This is a genomic window from Alphaproteobacteria bacterium, from assembly GCA_039980135.1.
In the GTDB taxonomy this organism is placed as follows: Bacteria; Pseudomonadota; Alphaproteobacteria; order UBA6615; family UBA6615; genus UBA8079.
In genome coordinates, this window is sequence record JBDXCV010000003.1 from 206,304 (window position 1) to 222,855 (window position 16,552).

Here is a 16,552-nt window from a genome sequence, read left to right on the forward strand (position 1 = left end):
CGAGTGCTTCGTCACCGCAGAACCGCGGTGGCCAGCAGGGCGACAATCGCCGCCTCGAACAGGCACACCACGACAAACAGGTAAAGCGCGCGACGGATCTCGGTGCTGCCGATCCGCGCGCCGAATTCCCCGCCGACCCAGGGCTCGTCCTCAACCACGCCGTCATAGCTGCGCGGCCCCGCCAGCGCGACCCCGATGCCGCCCGCCATGGCCGCTTCGGGCCAACCCGCATTGGGTGAACGGTGCTTGCCGCCGTCGCGCGCCATCACCCGCAACGCCGAAACCGGACGGCCGCGGGGCACGAACAGGCTGGCGACCACGATCATCGCCGCCGCGATTCGCGCCGGCACATAGTTCATGACATCGTCGAGCCGCGCCGCGACCATGCCGAAGGCGCGATGACGGGGGGTGCGGTAGCCGATCATCGAATCCATCGTGTTGACGGTCTTGTAGACCAGCAGGCCCGGCAACCCGAGAAGCAGGTACCAGAAGACCGGCGCGACAACCCCGTCGGCAAAGTTCTCGGCCAGACTTTCGATAGATGCCCGGGCCACGGCGTGGGAATCAAGGTTTTTGGGGTCGCGGCCGACGATGCGCGCCACCGCTATCCGGGCACCTTCCAGCCCGTCACGGTCGAGCGCACGGGCGACGGCACGCACATGATCGAACAGACTCCGTTGCGCGATCAGAAGCGTGATCGCGGCCAGCTCGATCACCCAACCATAGGCAAGCATGCGGGCGACGTCGGACAGGCCCCAGCCAATCGCGGCCGCGAGCACGACCATCAGCAACACGACGAAGGCGCCCCGCCCGCGGCGCGCGGATTCGCTGCGCCGTTCGCGGTTAAGCCGCCGGTCCAACCAGCCGACCAGCCCACCGATGAGCGCGACCGGGTGGGGAATCACGCGAAATAACGGCCCGAACTCCCCGAAAACGGCATCGATCACGAGCGCCGCAAACAGGATGGCGGCGATCGAAAGACCCGCAATTTCTGGGTTCAGCAACATCGCGGCATCCTGCGAGCGCCGGCCGCGCCGGGTCAATCACGCGCCCGCCGCCACACCGGTTCGACAATTGCGGTTGTCCCCTTGGCCGGGCGGGGTCGGCATGGTCTATTGCGCATTCAGGAGCGATATATGTCCGATGATTTTGGAATAATGGTGTGCGGCCATGGCAGCCGCGACGAAGGTGCGGTGCGGGAGTTCGCCGTCGTCGCGGCGGCGCTGCGCGAACGCTTTTCCGACCGCGAGGTCGAACACGGTTTCCTCGAATTCGCGACACCTATCATCCGCGAGGGACTCGACAAGCTGGTCGCGCGCGGGGTCACCCGCATCTTCGCGCTGCCCGGCATGCTGTTCGCCGCCGGCCATGCCAAGAACGACATCCCCTCGGTGCTGAACACCTACGCGGCGCAGAACCCGAATGTCGAAATCATCTACGGTCGCGAACTGGGCATCGACCTGAAGATGATCCGCGCCGCCGGGGACCGGGTGCAGGAAGCCATCGCACGGGCCGACGCCGAATTCGGTGAGGTGCCCATGGAAGAGACCATGCTCCTGACCGTCGGGCGCGGCGCCTCGGACCCGGACGCGAACTCGAATGTGGCAAAAGTCGCACGCATGCTGTGGGAGGGCCTGGGATTCGGCTGGGGCGAGACAGCCTATTCCGGGGTGACCTTCCCGCTCGTGCAACCGGGCCTGGAACACGCGGTGAAGCTGGGATACCGGCGGATCGTGATTTTTCCGTATTTCCTGTTCACCGGAATACTGGTCAACCGTATCTACGACCATACGGACATGGTTGCCGCCAACCACCCCGACATCCAGTTCGTCAAGGCGCCCTATCTGAACGACCATCCCAAGGTACTCGAGACCTTCGCAGACCGGGTCGATGAGATTCTCAACGGCGCAAACCTGATGAACTGCCAGATGTGCAAATACCGCGAACAGGTGCTGGGCTTCGAAGCCGAGGTGGGCCTGCCTCAGGAGAGCCACCACCACCATGTCGAGGGGATCGGCACGGGGTCAGGCACGGCGCACACACATAATCACGGCCACGACCACGCAGATGGTCACGACCATACACACGCGCACCATCCCTATCCCCACGCCGACCATCCGCACGGACCGCGTACGCTGCCGCCGGAAGGCGACTGACCTCAACCCCGTCATGCGCCGATGAGCAACTCCGACTTCGACTATCTGCGCGACCCCGACGCGATCTACGCGGCGTCGTTCGCCGCCATCGAACACACGGTCAACCTGACCGAAGTGGCGACGGGCCTGCACGACGTGGCGCTGCGGCTGGTTCACGCCGTCGGCGACCCGGACCTGATCGACGCGTTCACCGCCTCCGACGGCGCGGGTCAGGCCGGTCGGGCGGCCCTGCAAGCCGGCGCGCCGGTGCTGACGGATTCACGAATGCTCGCGGACGGGATCATCCGTTCCAGGCTTCCCGCGCAGAATCGCGTGATTTGCACGCTCGGTCTGGGCAGCGTCGCCGGCAACGCCAAACGCGCTGGCACAACCCGGTCCGCCGCTGCGGTCGAGCTCTGGGCACCCTTTCTCGGCGGCGCCGTCGTGGCCATCGGCAATGCGCCCACCGCGCTGTTCCGGCTCCTGGAGGGGCTCGCGCTCGGCTGGCCGAAACCGGCGCTGATCATCGGCCTGCCGGTCGGTTATATAGGCGCTGCCGAATCCAAAGAGGCCCTCGTCGCGGCCGCACCCGCGCCGTTCATCACCCTGCGCGGCCGGCGCGGCGGAAGCCCCCTGGCGGCCGCGGCCGTCAACGCGTTGGCGAAAAGCATGAAACCATGACTGCCTGGCTCAACATCGTGGGGGTCGGTGCGGATGGCCTGTCCGGTCTGCCCGCCGCATCACAAACCCTGGTCGATACCGCCGAGCTGATCGTCGGCGGCGATCGCCATCTCGGGATGGTGGGAAACAGTTCGGCGCGAAAAATCGCCTGGGAGTTTCCCCTCGACGGGCTGGTGCAGGAGATCACCTCGGCGCGGGATAGCCGGGTGGTGGTTCTCGCGACAGGCGACCCCATGGCATTCGGGATCGGGTCCACACTGGCGCGGCATTTCAGCCCCGACGACATGACCATCCTGCCCGCGCCCGGGGCATTCAGTCTCGCCGCCGCCCGCATGGCCTGGCCGCTACATGGTTGCACCTGCCTGACCCTGCACGGCCGGCCGCTGGACCTTCTGAACTATCATCTGCATCCGGGGCGCCGTCTCCTGGTCCTCAGCCACGACGGCACGACGCCCCGGAACATCGCCGGCCTGCTGCGCGCGGCCGGGTTCGGGGCGAGCCGCATGACGGTGCTCGAGAATATGGGCGGCGACAACGAGAACCGCCTCGATTCCAACGCCGATGACTGGGCCGTGGCGCAGGTACAGGATCTCAACACCGTGGCCATCGCCTGCGTCGCCGCAGCGGACGCGCGCATTTCCCCGCACGTCCCGGGCTTGCCCGACGAGGCCTTCGTCCATGACGGCCAGCTCACCAAGCGGGTCGTCCGCGCCGCAACCGTCGCGGCCCTCGCGCCCTTGCCGGGCCAGACCCTTTGGGACCTTGGGGCGGGATGCGCCTCCGTCGCCATCGAGTGGCTGCGCGCCGCCCAGGATGTCCAGGGCCAGGGTGCCAAAGCCATCGCCGTCGAGCGCGACGCGGGACGCCGTGCCATGGCGGCGCAGAATGCCGCGCAGCTCGGCACGCCTTTCCTCGAGATTGTCGATGGCGATTGGGCAACGGCGATACCGGCGCTGGCCGACCCGGACTCGGTCTTCATCGGCGGCGGCCTGTCGGGCGACAAAGATCTGGTCGACACGATCTGGAGTCGCCTGCGGTCCGGCGGCAACCTTGTGGCCAACGTGGTGACGCTCGAAGGCGAACGCGCGGTCCTCGAGGCGCAGGCGAAATATGGCGGTGAGCTGACGCGGATCGCGATCAGCCATGCCGACCCGGTCGGCGGCCGGACCGGCTGGCGCCCGGCGATGCCGGTCACCCAGTGGAGCGTCGTAAAACCATGACCGTGACGCGCACGGCGCCGACCGGTACCGTCATCGGCATCGGCGTCGGCCCCGGCGACCCCGAACTGATTACCGTCAAGGGCGCCCGTCTGCTTTCCGAGACGATGGTCGTTGCCTATCCCGCACCGGAAACAGGCGACAGCCTGGCCCGCGCCATCGCCGCACCCCATCTGCACCACGGCGCGACGGAGATTGCGATCCGGATGCCGCTGTCCGCCAACCGTTTCCCGGTGGAGGCCGTCTATGACCGGGCGGCGGAAGAGATCGGGGGCCACCTCGCCCGCGGCGAAAATGTCGCGGTCCTGTGCGAGGGTGACCCCTTCTTCTATGGTTCCTTCATGTATTTGTTCGCGCGGCTGGCCGAGGACTGGCCGGTCGATGTGGTACCCGGCGTGTCGTCCCTGACGGCATGCGCCGCGGTCACCGGCACGCCGCTCGCGGCCCTGACCGACGTGCTCACCGTCCTGCCGGCTCCCCTGCCCGACGACACGCTACGTGTAAGGCTGGCCGATACGGATGCGGCGGCGATCATCAAGGTCGGACGGCATCTGCCTCGTATTCGTGCCCTCCTCGACGAACTCGGCCTCGCGAACCGCGCGCAGTATGTCGAGCACGCGACGATGGACCGCCAGGTCATCAGTTCTCTCGAGGCCGTTCCGAGGACCGCCGCGCCCTATTTCTCGATGATCCTGGTCCACAAGCGCGGTACGGCCTGGTCATGAGCAAGGATCGTGACATCGCGATTGTCGCGCTCACCCGGGGCGGCGCGCGCCTCGCCCGGAAACTTCAGGCCGACATGCCGCAATCAAGGGTTCATGGCCTCGCGGGCCGGGTCGATGATTGCGACACCCCGTTCACGGAAGCGACCGCCCATCTCGCCGCCCTTTTCGCCACCGGACAGGCGATCGTCGGCATCTGTGCTGCGGGCATCCTGATCCGCGCACTGGCGACCGGGCTCGACGACAAACGAAACGAACCGCCGGTCATCGCCGTATCTCCGGACGGCCAGCATGTCGTGCCTCTCCTGGGCGGCCATCACGGCGCCAACCGGCTCGCCACGCGGGTCGCCGATATCACGGGCGGGTCAGCCGCGGTCACCACCGCGGGAGAGGCGCTGCACGGCATCGCCCTCGACGACCCGCCGCCCGGCTGGGCGCTCGCCAACCCCGAATCCGCAAAGCCGGTGATGGCGGCCCTGCTGGCCGGCGACCATCCGACCATGGTCATCGAGGCCGGGGACCCGGCCTGGCTCGCCGACCTGCCGATCGGGCGCGACGGCGCATGGATGATCCGGATCAGCGATCGGGCGATCACACCGGCGGCCGACGAGTTTCTGATCCATCCCCCGACCCTCGCGCTGGGGGTCGGTTGCGAGCGGGACTGCGATCCCGACGAACTGATCGCACTCGTCGACGACACACTCGCCGGCGCCGGGCTGTCGCCGGCATCGGTGGCGGCGGTCACCAGCATCGATGTCAAAATGGACGAGGCCGCAGTGCATGCGGTCGCCGCGCATCTGGAGGCTCCGATACGGTATTTCGAGGCCGCGCGCCTCGAAGCCGAAACCCCACGACTGGAAAATCCGTCGGAGATCGTCTTCCGCGAGGTTGGCGCTCACGGCGTGGCCGAAGCCGCGGCGCTCGCCGCTGTCGGCAGCGAAGGCAAATTGGTCGTCGCCAAGCGGAAATCCGTGCGGGCGACCTGCGCGGTGGCGCGTGGCACCCATATCGACCCGGCAAACGTCGGAACCGCACGGGGAACATTGTCGATCGTGGGCACCGGGCCCGGCGACGCGGCCCATCGCATACCCGCCACCGACACGGCCGTCGCCGCCGCCACGGATCTCGTGGGTTACGGGCCTTATCTGGACCTGCTGGGCGTCGCGGCGCATGGCAGGCAACGACATGATTTCGGGCTCGGCGCCGAGGAAGAGCGCTGCCGTCATGCGCTCGAACTCGCGGCGGCCGGCCGCAACGTGGCGCTGGTTTCCAGCGGCGACCCGGGCATCTTCGCGATGGCGAGCCTGGTCTTCGAACTTCTGGACCGAGACGCAAATCCCGCCTGGCAACGCATTGCGATTTCGGTCCACCCGGGAGTCTCGGCCATGCAGCTCGCCGCCGCGCGGGCGGGCGCGCCGCTCGGTCATGATTTCTGCGCGATTTCGCTGTCGGACCTGCTGACCCCCTGGCCGGCGATCGAGGCGCGGCTGCGCGCGGCGGCCCAGGCGGATTTCGTGGTCGCACTCTACAATCCCGCCAGCCGCCGCCGGCGTCAGCAGTTCGAGACCGCCCGCGACATTCTCCTGGCACACCGGCCGGACGACACGCCCGTCGTCGTGGCCCGAAACCTCGCGCGCCCGGGCGAGCAGGTGAGCATCGTTCCCCTGGCAGAACTCTCGCTCGATGCCATCGATATGTTGACCATCGTGATCATCGGCAACAGCCAGTCGCAATCCATCGCCGGCGGCGCGTCGCGCTGGACCTACACGCCGCGCGGTTACGCGGCCAAGGCGCAAGACAAGATGCGGACGAAGACGCGCAGCTAGGCAGGACCCGATGCCGCGCCGGAATATTGAGATCAGATACTGTGCCGCCGCCCGATCCGGGCGGCCTCGGCGGGGCTCATGAAACCGAAACTGGCCACGAAGCTCGCGGCGTTCTCGCCGCATGTGAAGCCGACGATGAAGGTGTCGGGGTTTTGCATATCATTGTCGAAGCCGGTGGCGCCCTTGATACGTTTGAAGAAATGAAACGCGATGCAATCCCCGTCCATGGCGACGAAGCCGCGTCCCTGGCCGCGCGGAACCTTCGAAATGACCGGCTTGCCCGTGCGCATGATTGTGCGTCCCAGAAAATCGCGAAAGGCGGTCTCGTCGATCGCGTTCGCGAGAGTCAGATCGCTGAACCAGGCCTCGCTCGCATGCTCCACCACGACGATCGGTGCCTCACCGATGAAATAGGTCTCGACCACCACCGACCCGTTGTCGCGCAACGTGCGCCGCACATGATCGACTTCGGGCAGAAGCGACGGGATATTGAACCGGGCATCCACGATATCGACGACGACGGGGTCGGCGAAAACCGTACGGGCACCCCCGACAGTCGTTCCCTCGCGGCCGGATGCGCACGCCGCGAGCAACAGCGCCACCGCGACAACGGCAATCCGGGACCTCAGGCGCCACATGGTCCGCCTCCTTCCAAATCGATCATAGGTCGATCCACTGACCACTGTAAGTGGGCCATGCCAAGCATTGCACCGGGAATTCGCGGTACACTTCCGGCCGGCCCGGGGGTATGACACCTGCATGACCGTCTACTTCATCGGCGCCGGCCCCGGCGCGCCGGACCTGATCACACTTCGCGGCCGAGACCTCATCGCGCGCTGCCCGGTTTGCCTGTATGCGGGCTCGCTGGTGCCCCGTGAAATTCTGGCACACGCACCGGCGAATGCCGAGATCACCGACACCGCGCCGCTGCATCTGGATGAGATCATCGACCGGATCGCCGCGGCGCATTCGGCCGGGGACGACATTGCCCGGGTGCATTCGGGCGATCCGTCGCTGTATGGCGCGATCGGCGAACAGATGCGCCGCCTCGACGCGCTCGCAATTCCCTATGAGATCGTCCCCGGCGTCCCGGCCTTTGCAGCGGCTTCCGCGGCGCTGCGCCGCGAGCTCACCCTCCCCGGCGTCAGCCAGAGCGTGATCCTGACCCGCACCTCCGTTCGCGCCAGCGACATGCCGGCGGGCGAAGAGCTGGCCAGTCTCGCCACGTCCGGTGCCACGCTGGCCGTCCATCTGTCGATCAACAATCTGGCCAATGTGGTGCGCGATCTGACGCCCCATTATGGCGGCGATTGCCCCGTCGTCGTCGGCTATCGCGTAAGCTGGCCCGACGAACGGTTCATCCGCGGCACGCTGGAAACCATCCGGGACCTCGTCAAGGGATCGGGAATCACCCGCACCGCGTTGATCCTGGTCGGGCCGGTCCTGGCCGAGGATCTCGCCGAAGAATTCGGGTTCGAGGACAGCCGCCTGTATGCAGCCAGTCACCATCATGTGTTGCGGCCGGCGAAGAAATCGGCCGACCGCAGCTAGACAGGGCCGCTAGCGCGCGCCGGCATTCTCGAGAATCTGGACAACGCGCCTCGAACGGCCATCGTGGGCAAGATCGAGCGCCGTGCGACCGGTGAAGTCCGAAATCGTCACGTCGGCGCCCGCGCCGATCAGCAATTGCACGATTTGCGGATGGCCCGCACGGACCGCCGCCATGAGAGGCGTTCGTCCGTCACGGTTCTCCTGGTTTATCAAGGCGTTATAGGTCAGCAGCAGGTCCACGAGTTCGGTATGGCCGTTCTCCGCCGCATGATAAAGCGCGCCGTTGCCCACATCGTCGACCTGGTTCACCAGCACCTTGTCCTCGAGCAGGAGTTCGACCGATTCATAGCTGCCCTGGATCGAGCCCCAGATCAGCGCCGTGCGCCCATCGGTGTCGGCGCGGGATTTGGGGTGTTGGCGCACCAGCAACTCGCGCACCTTTTCCACCCGGTCCTCATAGACCGCCACGATCAGCGCATCGTCGGCCAGAATATTGGTCTGGGCCGCCGCCGGCCCCATCATTCCCGCCGGCGTCAACGCGACAACCGCAAATATCAAAGCGCCGCGCACGAAGGCGCGCCGAGACGCGAGAGCAGTATTTCTGAACATCAGCATGTCACCTATTTCGCGTTCCAACCCGGGCGCGTCAAGTCGCCTGTTCGGCAAACCACGCAACGACCGTATCCAAACTGTCGGCGAGAGGGCCTCCCGGAGCCGGTGGTCGTTCCACCATCAGTACCGGAATTCCAGACCGCCGGGCGGCAACCAGCTTCGCACGGGTCGCCTCTCCACCCGATGCCTTGCACACGAGTACGTCGATTTTATGTTCTTCCATCAACCGCATCTCGGTATCCACATCGAACGGCCCGCGTCCGGAGATCGCCTGATATGCCGGCAGCGGCAATGGCGTGTCGGGAATCTCGATCATCCGGACGAGAAACCAGATGTCCGCACAGGGCGTAAAAGCGTCCAGATCGGTGCGCCCCACCGTCAGGAACGCACGTTTTCCGACACCCGGCAGCGCGGCCGCAGCCGCGGCGAGATCGGACTGCATGCGCCAATCATCGCCGGGGGCGCGTTCCCATGGAGGCCGGACCAGCGCGATACGCGCCACGCCGGCGGCCGTACAGGCCGCGCGCGCATTCTCGGAGATCCGGGCCGCGAAGGGATGCGTGGCATCCAGCACCGCGGCAACACCGCGCTTTTCCAGATACTGCGTCATCGGGGCCACCCCGCCGAACCCGCCAACCCGAACCTCACCCGCCACGCCCACCGGCGCCCGGGTCCGTCCGGCCAGCGAGGTCACAATATCGAAACGGTCTCCCCACCCGGCTGCCAGTCGGTCGGCCAGCCTCACCGCCTCCGTGGTCCCGCCCAGGATCAGCACGGTCTTTCGTTCCGGGGACATCTCAGGGACCGACATGTGCCAGAACCCGCCCGTCCCGCGCCACGACCAGGACATCGATATCCGTGGCACCCGCCACCGACGCGCGGCAGACCTCGCGCGCGCCCCGCGCAACCGCCTCGGCCAGTGGCGCCTCAAGCCCCGCATCGGCCGCAATCGCCAGAACCGCGCCGGCCGAGACCGCCGCATGTGCGCGTGCCTGCAATTCGGCGGGCGCCCCCAGGTCCGCAAGCCGCGAGGCGAGTGCCGCGACATCGACGGACGAGCGGCTCGAATGCAGGTCCATGCACCCGTCCGCGAGCTTTGAAAGCTTGCCGAAACCGCCGGCCACGGACAGGCGCGGCAACGGGTGAGCGCGGACATATTTCAGCAGGGCGCCGGCGAAATCTCCCATATCGATCAGCGCGCGCTCGGGAAGCGCATAATGCGCCTGGACCGCCGCCTCGGACGTGCGGCCGGTGGCACCGGCGACATGCCCGATTCCCGTGGCGCGCGCGACATCGACCCCGCGATGGATGGAGTGAATCCACGACGCGCATGAATACGGTATCACCACGCCGGTCGTGCCCAGCACACTGAGCCCCCCGACGATTCCGAGGCGCGCATTCGCCGTTCTCTCCGCCAGTGCCAGGCCGCCGGGAATGGAGATCGTGACCAGCACATCCGGCGTGACCCCATAGTCTGCGGCAACATCGTGCAGCGCCGCCGCGATCATCTCGCGGGGTTTGGGGTTGATCGCGGGTTCACCCGGCGGGATCGGCAATCCCGGCAACGTCACGGTGCCCACGCCTTCCCCGGCCGCAAAACAAACACCCGATCCCGGCAGCCCCGGTGTCACCTCGCAACAGATGCGCGCGCCATGGGTGACATCCGGGTCGTCGCCCGCATCCTTGATCACGGCTGCATAGGCCCCGGTGTCCGACAAGCGGGTTTCGGCGAGATCGAAGGTCGCACGCAAGCCGCGCGGCAGCCGCACCGCGACCGGATCGGGGAACCGCCGGCTCAGCACGGCTTCATAGGCCGCCTTCGCGGCCGCCGTGGCACAGGCGCCGGTGGTCCAGCCGCGTCGCAACGTCCCCGACGGCGGACGGGCCGAATCTTCCTGGGTGTCGGGCGCATCGCTCATGACCCCATCGTAGCGCCCCGCGAGGTTGCCGGGCCAGCGGTCCGGCGCTAGCTTCGCTGTATGAATATCGACGAACTGAATCTCCCGACGTTTCAGGCCGGCTGGGTCTGGCTGGTCGGCGCCGGGCCGGGCGACCCGGCCCTGCTGACCGTGGGCGCATTGCACGCCCTGCAATCGGCAGACGTCGTGGTCCATGACGCCCTGGTCGACGACCGCATTCTGGCGCTCGCGGCGGCGGACGCCGAGTTGATCTATGCGGGCAAGCGCGGCGGCAAGCCATCGCCGAAGCAGCCCGATATTTCCGCGCGCCTCGTCGCCCTGGCGCGTGAAGGAAAGCGCGTTCTGCGCCTGAAGGGCGGTGACCCCTTCCTGTTCGGACGGGGCGGCGAAGAAGCGCTCGCACTCGTCGCGGCCGAGATTCCGTTCCGCATCGTGCCCGGGGTAACCGCCGCGATCGGCGGCCTGGCCTATGCCGGCATTCCCATGACCCACCGCGCGACCGCGACAGCCGTGACCTTCGTGACCGGGCATAATCTTTCGGGCAAGGTACCCGATGATCTGGATTGGGGTGCGCTGGCCAACGGGGCCCAGGTCCTCGTCTTTTATATGGCGTTGAAACATATTGACGAAATCGTCGCCCGGCTGATCGCCGCCGGACGCGCAGCCGACAGCCCGGCCGCACTCGTGGCCCACGCGACGACGGACGCACAGCAGGTCGTCGAGACCACGCTCGCCGGGGCCGGTCAGGCCGCCGCCGATGTCTCGCCGCCCGCACTTTTCGTCGTTGGCGATGTCGTCCGCCTGCGCCAGGGCCTCGACTGGCTCGGCGCGCTTTCCGGCCGAATTCTTGACCCCGACCCGCTGGGGCATTCGGATATTCGCGATGCGGTCTGACCGCCTTCGCAAAGCCGGGCCAGAGACGCCATCGAGGGTACCGAGGCTTGTCTCGGCGCTTCTCGTGATCGCCTCGGCGATTACGGTCTTTGCGTACCCGGAAATCGTGGACCGGCCGCTCGGACTGCCCGAAAAACTCAACGCCGCGATCATCGGGCTGGGAGCGTTGGCGGGGGTCATCCATATGCTGGGGATCGTGCCGCAACAACGCCAGCTACGCGCATTTGCCGGCCCTGCGGTTGCCTGGCCGGTGATGGCGGCGGGCATCGTGTCGCTGATCACGTCATGAACCAAGCACGATGAACACCCCACATGGCCTGATCATCGCCGCGCCCGCGTCGGGCAGCGGCAAGACCGTACTCACCCTGGGTTTGCTGCGGGCGCTTCGGAATGCAGGGCACGACGTGACCGGCGCGAAGGCGGGACCGGATTACATCGACCCGGCGTTTCACACTGCCGCCTGTGGCCGACCCGCTTTCAATCTGGACTCCTGGGCGATGCGGCCGGAGACGCTGGCAGGTCTCGTCGCAGGCCGCGCCCGTTCGGCGGAGACCCCGTCGACCATCATCGTCGAAGGCGTTATGGGCCTGTTCGACGGGGTCCATCTGCCCGATCGGCCCGACGCGGGCTCTACCGCCGACCTCGCCGCCTTGACCGGCTGGCCGGTGGTGTTGGTGATCGATGCGGCAAAGCAGGCCGCAAGCATCGGCGCGCTGGTCAGCGGCTTTGCGCGCCACCGGGCCGATGTGCGGGTCGCCGGGGTGATCTTCAACCGGGTGGCCAGCCCCGCCCACGAAGCCGTGCTGCGTGACGCCACACGCGCCGCCGCGCCGGAGGTTCAACTGCTCGGCAGCGTCGGTCGCGATCCCGCGCTGACCACGCCCGAACGGCATCTCGGGCTGGTTCAGGCCGGCGAGCATGACGACCTGGAGCGGTTCATCGAAGCGGCCGCCCGCACGGTGTCGGAGACGGTCGATATCGGCGCGCTCCTGGAACTGGCCGGCCCCTGCGAGATTTCACATCCCGGCACGGCGGCGCCCGCGCCGTTACCACCCCTCGATCAGCGGGTCGCCGTGGCGCACGATGCGGCGTTCGCCTTTTCCTATCCCGCGACCCTCAACGGCTGGCAGGCGGCCGGCGCGGAAATACTGCCGTTTTCTCCCTTGGCGGATGACGCACCGGACCCGTCCGCCGGCGCCATCTACCTGCCGGGTGGCTATCCGGAACTCCATGCCGGCACCCTCGCCGCGGCTGACCGTTTCTTGGGCGGCCTGCGCAGCGCGGCAAACCAAAGCGTGGAAATATTCGGCGAGTGCGGCGGCTACATGGTGCTCGGCCGGGGCCTCGTCGATGCGGATGGGGGACGTCACGCGATGGCGGGCCTGCTCCCGGTCGAGACGAGTTTTGCCGTGCGCCGCCTCCATCTGGGATATCGTGTCGCGCGCCTTCAATCCGACGGACCGCTCGGGCCTGCCGGCAGCAACTTTCGCGGCCATGAGTTCCACTATGCCTCCATCGTGAATGAAGCGACCGGGACGCCGTTGTTCACCACGACAAACGCACGCGGCGAGACGTTGGGTCCGGCGGGGGCGACGGCGGGATCCGTGTGCGGATCATTCATTCACCTGATCGACCGGGCGGCCCCATGACCGAGAGCAAACCATTCTGGAAGACCAAGGCGCTCGCCGACATGGACGAGGCGGAATGGGAATCTCTGTGCGACGGCTGCGGCCAATGCTGTCTCTACAAGCTCGAAGACGCCGACACCGGCGAGTTCGCGCTGACCGACGTGGCGTGCCGCTATCTCGATCACGACACATGCCGTTGTACCGACTACGCGAACCGCAGCCGCAACGTGCCCGACTGCGTCAAGGTGAAGCCCGACAACATCGCCGCGCTGCGCTGGATGCCGGCGACCTGCGCCTACCGGCTCCTCGCCGAGGGGAAGGAACTATTCTGGTGGCACCCGCTGGTGTCGGGCGATCCGGACAGCGTGCATGATTCCGGCGCGTCCATTCGCGGCAAGGCGATCAACGAGGATACGGTGGACGATCTGGAAGATCATGTGGTCCAGCAACTCAATGCGCAGTTGGAGAACGGAGTCCCGCCATTGGGCGAAACGCCGAACGACCCGTCGAAAGACCAAGAGACAGACTGAGCCACGCCGGTGTAGAACCAACGGCAAAAATACAGTCGCCTGAGATACGAGGGAGAGAAACGATGACAACCCAACCCGCCGGCGTGTTCGCCGCCTCGCTGACGCCGATGACCGCCGATCTCGAGATCGATGTGCCCCGCGCGGTCGCGCATAATCAGTGGCTGCTCGCGAATGGGTGCAACGGGGTTGCCCCGCTGGGCACCACGGGTGAGGCAAACTCCCTTTCTCTCGATGAACGTCTGGCCCTTCTCGACGCGCTGGCGGACGCCGGCATCACCGGACCGCAACTGATCGCCGGGGTCGGCTGCACCGCGATTCCCGACACGGTTACCCTGACCCGCAAGGCCCTGGCGAACGGGGCGGGCGGCGTGCTCATGCTACCGCCTTTCTATTACAAGGCGCCGAGCGAGGACGGCCTGTTTGCCGCCTATGCCGAGGTGATCGAGCGGGTCGGCGATTCCGCGCTGGAAATCTACCTCTACAATTTCCCCCAGCAGGTCGGTTTCGAACTGCCCCTGAGCCTGATCGCCAGGCTGGTCGAGGCCTTTCCCGATACCGTCGTCGGGTCGAAGGATTCATCCGGCGACTGGCCGCGTATGGAACGCACCTTGGCTGAACTGCCGGGATTCCGGCTGTTCCCGGGTTCGGAAGAATTCCTGCTGGCCGGCCTTCGCCAGGGCGGCGTTGGCTGCATCTCGGCAACCGTCAACGTCACGGCGCCCCAATCGCAGGACGTCTATGCCAACTGGCGCGGCGACAATGCCGACGATCTGCAGAATTACCTGACCGAGCTGCGCATGGCCTTCAAGGGCCTGCCGGCGATTCCGGTGATGAAGGCCTATCACGCCCGCGAGCGGAACGATCCCGGTTTCGCCAATCTGCGCCCGCCATTTACGCCGGCGAGTGACGCCGATCTGGCGACGGTCAGCGAGCGTCTCGCCGCGGCATCTTTCAAACTGGCTGCCTAGCTTGATTTCTTGGGTTCAGGCTTCTTACCCAGATTGACCAGCGCGACGCCGGCGAAAACCAGCGCCATGGCAAGCCAAAGCCAGACGGTCGGTTCCTCGCCATAGAACCAGGCACCCCAGCCGACCCCCATGATCGGCACCAGATAGCCGACCTGCGCGAGGTAGACCGCGCCGGCCAGCTTGACGATCGTATAGAACAGGGCGAACGCACAGACCGTGATCCCGGCATAGGCGATAATCACCCAGTCGCTCGGGCCGAAGTCGATCCATATCGGATGGAACGTCCCCGAAGCCGCCGCCACAATGAGCGCGCCGATTGCGGCCGTGAACATCGTCCCCATCGCCAGCGCAAACGTATCACTCTCCTGGGGTCGCCAGACCTCGGCGATGACATTGCTCGTCGCCCACAACGCCGGTGTCACGAACGCGAGCAACGCGATCGGCAGAAGTTCAGGCGAAGGCAGGCTGCCGTCCGGCAGGACGAGAACCGCCGCGCCGGCGAAGCCCAGCACCACGCCGGCCGCACGCATCGGCGTGAATGTTTCCAGCCGGATGGTTAACGCCACCAAATAGGTGATCACCGGCGACGTGATGATGATGACCCCCATCAACGCAACCGGAATTTCCCGCATGACGAACACGAGATTGGCGTTCGGCAATGCAAGTCCGACCCATCCCATCGCCAGATAGTAGCGGATATGCCTTCCGTTGAAGATCAGCGGCACACGGCGAATGAGGCAGATGCCCAGCAGGATAAATCCCGCCAGGCCGGTCTGCCACACCACCATTCCCAGCGGCGGCACGCCATCGAGCGCGACGAACTTCACGATCGACGGGCCGAGACCCCAGAACAGGCTCAGGGTCACCAGCAGGATGAGCGGCAGCATACGGACGTTCACCATACGCGTATCGGATGCGCTCATTTAGCGGGTCTCTTCTTGCCGAGATTGACCATACCGACACCCAGCGCGACGATCGCAATCGCAACCCACAACCAAACGGGCACGGTCTCGCCGAAGAACAGCACTCCCCAACCGACCCCGGCCAGGGTGACAATGTAGCCGACCTGCCCGAGATAAACGGCTCCGGCCAGCGCAACGATCGCATAGAAAATCAGAAACGCCACCGCCGTCGCGAGCGCGAAGCCGAACAGAATCACCTCGCGCTGGCCGAAGTCAGCCCAGACCGGATGAAAGTTGCCGGCGATGAGCGTGACGATCAGCGCACCACCCGCAGCCGCGAACATGGTGCCGGCGGCCAGCGCCACATTGTCCGCGTCAGCCGGACGGCCCCATTCGGCAAATATGTTCGCCGTCGCATAACCCGCCGGCACGACGAAGGCGAGAAGCGCTACCCCCAGCAGGTCCGGCGACGGCAGGCTGCCCTCCGGTACAACGAGGACCGCGGCGCCCGCAAATCCGACGGCAATACCCAGACCGCGCAGAAGATTGATCCGCTCGAGCCGCAAAAGGATGGCGAAAACATAGGTCAGCAGCGGCGAGAACAGCACCAGCACGGACACATAACCGACCGTCAGATGGCGCACGGAAAAGACCAGCATGATGTAGGCGAGGTCGATGCCGATCACGCCGATCACCAGATAGTAGATGATCGCACGGCGGCCGAGCCTGATCGGCGTACGCCGGACAATACACACGATCGACAGCAGGATGCCGGCGCCGAGGGTTTGCCAGAACACGACCGCCGCAGGCGAAATTCCGTTTGTCACGAGGGCCTTGGAGAAGGACGGATTGCCACCCCAGATCGCGCCAAGCACCAGCAACAGGAACAAGGGCAGCCACCTGACGGCGCCTCCGGCTTCGGCCCAATCTTTCATCGCTTTCCCCCAGAGTTCCCGGAAACCTTCGA

At 66.5% G+C, this 16,552-nt stretch carries 18 protein-coding genes; 11 read left to right on the plus strand and 7 right to left on the minus strand.

The window, feature by feature from the left end:
- Positions 1-11: 11 nt before the first annotated feature.
- On the minus strand, positions 12-1,007 hold the full coding sequence (gene cbiB, locus ABJ363_02885) for an adenosylcobinamide-phosphate synthase CbiB (protein ID MEP4377919.1): 996 nt from the start codon (positions 1,005-1,007) through the stop codon (positions 12-14).
- 129 nt (positions 1,008-1,136) lie between these two features.
- Between cbiB and ABJ363_02890 the strand changes: the two genes are divergently transcribed.
- From ABJ363_02890 to cobJ, 5 genes are read left to right on the plus strand one after another with little or no spacing between them, the layout of a single operon-like run.
- Entirely contained in the window at positions 1,137-2,156 is a 1,020-nt protein-coding gene (locus ABJ363_02890; GenBank protein MEP4377920.1) for a CbiX/SirB N-terminal domain-containing protein, read from the plus strand.
- Positions 2,157-2,177: 21 nt separating this feature from the next.
- Positions 2,178-2,816: a precorrin-8X methylmutase gene (locus tag ABJ363_02895; protein ID MEP4377921.1), complete on the plus strand. Its 639-nt coding sequence runs from the start codon at positions 2,178-2,180 to the stop codon at positions 2,814-2,816.
- Entirely contained in the window at positions 2,813-4,036 is a 1,224-nt protein-coding gene (cbiE, locus tag ABJ363_02900; protein MEP4377922.1) for a precorrin-6y C5,15-methyltransferase (decarboxylating) subunit CbiE, read from the plus strand. The genes ABJ363_02895 and cbiE overlap by 4 nt, the downstream gene beginning before the upstream one ends.
- A complete protein-coding gene (gene cobI, locus ABJ363_02905) occupies positions 4,033-4,758 on the plus strand; it encodes a precorrin-2 C(20)-methyltransferase (protein ID MEP4377923.1) in 726 nt (241 codons plus the stop codon). The genes cbiE and cobI overlap by 4 nt, the downstream gene beginning before the upstream one ends.
- A complete protein-coding gene (gene cobJ / locus ABJ363_02910) occupies positions 4,755-6,581 on the plus strand; it encodes a precorrin-3B C(17)-methyltransferase (GenBank protein MEP4377924.1) in 1,827 nt (608 codons plus the stop codon). The genes cobI and cobJ overlap by 4 nt, the downstream gene beginning before the upstream one ends.
- 32 nt (positions 6,582-6,613) lie before the next feature.
- Here the strand turns inward: cobJ and ABJ363_02915 are convergent, their stop codons facing one another.
- Positions 6,614-7,219 (minus strand): hypothetical protein, encoded by a 606-nt coding sequence (locus tag ABJ363_02915; protein MEP4377925.1) that lies wholly within the window; start codon positions 7,217-7,219, stop codon positions 6,614-6,616.
- 121 nt (positions 7,220-7,340) lie between these two features.
- On the opposite strand from ABJ363_02915, the gene cobM reads away from it, so the two are divergent.
- Entirely contained in the window at positions 7,341-8,132 is a 792-nt protein-coding gene (gene cobM / locus ABJ363_02920; protein MEP4377926.1) for a precorrin-4 C(11)-methyltransferase, read from the plus strand.
- A gap of 9 nt (positions 8,133-8,141) precedes the next feature.
- On the opposite strand, the gene ABJ363_02925 is transcribed toward cobM, so the two are convergent.
- From ABJ363_02925 to ABJ363_02935, 3 genes are read right to left on the minus strand one after another with little or no spacing between them, the layout of a single operon-like run.
- A complete protein-coding gene (locus ABJ363_02925) occupies positions 8,142-8,747 on the minus strand; it encodes an ankyrin repeat domain-containing protein (protein MEP4377927.1) in 606 nt (201 codons plus the stop codon).
- A gap of 31 nt (positions 8,748-8,778) precedes the next feature.
- Positions 8,779-9,540 (minus strand): cobalt-precorrin-6A reductase, encoded by a 762-nt coding sequence (locus ABJ363_02930; protein MEP4377928.1) that lies wholly within the window; start codon positions 9,538-9,540, stop codon positions 8,779-8,781.
- Position 9,541: 1 nt separating this feature from the next.
- Positions 9,542-10,663: a cobalt-precorrin-5B (C(1))-methyltransferase gene (locus tag ABJ363_02935; protein MEP4377929.1), complete on the minus strand. Its 1,122-nt coding sequence runs from the start codon at positions 10,661-10,663 to the stop codon at positions 9,542-9,544.
- Positions 10,664-10,723: 60 nt separating this feature from the next.
- Between ABJ363_02935 and cobA the strand changes: the two genes are divergently transcribed.
- The 5 genes from cobA (at position 10,724) to ABJ363_02960 (ending at position 14,683) form a co-directional block, all read left to right on the plus strand.
- On the plus strand, positions 10,724-11,557 hold the full coding sequence (gene cobA, locus ABJ363_02940; protein ID MEP4377930.1) for a uroporphyrinogen-III C-methyltransferase: 834 nt from the start codon (positions 10,724-10,726) through the stop codon (positions 11,555-11,557).
- Positions 11,547-11,846 carry a cyd operon YbgE family protein gene (locus ABJ363_02945; protein ID MEP4377931.1) on the plus strand — a complete coding sequence of 100 codons (300 nt, stop codon included), beginning with the start codon at positions 11,547-11,549 and terminating at the stop codon, positions 11,844-11,846. The genes cobA and ABJ363_02945 overlap by 11 nt, the downstream gene beginning before the upstream one ends.
- Positions 11,847-11,856: 10 nt before the next feature.
- Entirely contained in the window at positions 11,857-13,206 is a 1,350-nt protein-coding gene (locus ABJ363_02950) for a cobyrinate a,c-diamide synthase (protein ID MEP4377932.1), read from the plus strand.
- A complete protein-coding gene (locus ABJ363_02955; protein ID MEP4377933.1) occupies positions 13,203-13,715 on the plus strand; it encodes a YcgN family cysteine cluster protein in 513 nt (170 codons plus the stop codon). The genes ABJ363_02950 and ABJ363_02955 overlap by 4 nt, the downstream gene beginning before the upstream one ends.
- A gap of 62 nt (positions 13,716-13,777) precedes the next feature.
- Positions 13,778-14,683 (plus strand): dihydrodipicolinate synthase family protein, encoded by a 906-nt coding sequence (locus ABJ363_02960; GenBank protein MEP4377934.1) that lies wholly within the window; start codon positions 13,778-13,780, stop codon positions 14,681-14,683.
- On the opposite strand, the gene ABJ363_02965 is transcribed toward ABJ363_02960, so the two are convergent.
- Positions 14,680-15,606 carry a DMT family transporter gene (locus ABJ363_02965; GenBank protein MEP4377935.1) on the minus strand — a complete coding sequence of 309 codons (927 nt, stop codon included), beginning with the start codon at positions 15,604-15,606 and terminating at the stop codon, positions 14,680-14,682. The genes ABJ363_02960 and ABJ363_02965 overlap by 4 nt on opposite strands.
- Positions 15,603-16,520: a DMT family transporter gene (locus ABJ363_02970; GenBank protein ID MEP4377936.1), complete on the minus strand. Its 918-nt coding sequence runs from the start codon at positions 16,518-16,520 to the stop codon at positions 15,603-15,605. Before ABJ363_02970 ends, ABJ363_02965 begins: the two co-directional genes overlap by 4 nt.
- Between the last annotated feature and the right edge of the window lie 32 nt (positions 16,521-16,552).